The organism is Halopseudomonas sp., assembly GCF_036961105.1.
In the GTDB taxonomy this organism is placed as follows: Bacteria; Pseudomonadota; Gammaproteobacteria; order Pseudomonadales; family Pseudomonadaceae; genus Halopseudomonas.
The window spans coordinates 1-511 of record NZ_JBALWW010000079.1; the positions used below are offsets into that span (position 1 = coordinate 1).

Here is a 511-nt window from a genome sequence, read left to right on the forward strand (position 1 = left end):
GCCTTGCACGCAGGAGGTCAGCGGTTCGATCCCGCTTGGCTCCACCAGGACGACGCAGCACACGCCATAGAATGGAACTCAGAGTTCATATATGAACAATCAAACCCTTGATTGTTGATATCTGGTCTCTGAACCAGACGCTCTTTAAAAATTTGGATATGTGATAGAAGTACAGACACATGGCATGTTTCACTGCATGCAATGTGGCTAAGGTAAACTTGTAATCTCAAGTGCAAGTTCCGGAATTGTCGTTAATTCTGTTTTAAACCGATATCACTGAATAATCTGAGTTAAGTAATTAACTTAAGATTGTTTGGGGTTATATGGTCAAGTGAATAAGCGCATACGGTGGATGCCTTGGCAGTCAGAGGCGATGAAAGACGTGATAGCCTGCGATAAGCTTCGGGGAGGTGGCAAATGACCTTTGATCCGGAGATCTCTGAATGGGGAAACCCACCCAGCATAAGCTGGGTATCACACACTGAATACATAGGTGTGTGAGGCGAACCAG

At 45.4% G+C, this 511-nt stretch carries 1 rRNA gene; it reads left to right on the forward strand.

Features of this window, described 5'->3' with window-relative positions:
• Window positions 1-325: 325 nt before the first annotated feature.
• Window positions 326-511: ribosomal RNA gene (locus V7756_RS19100) — 23S ribosomal RNA — on the forward strand; the annotation flags it as partial.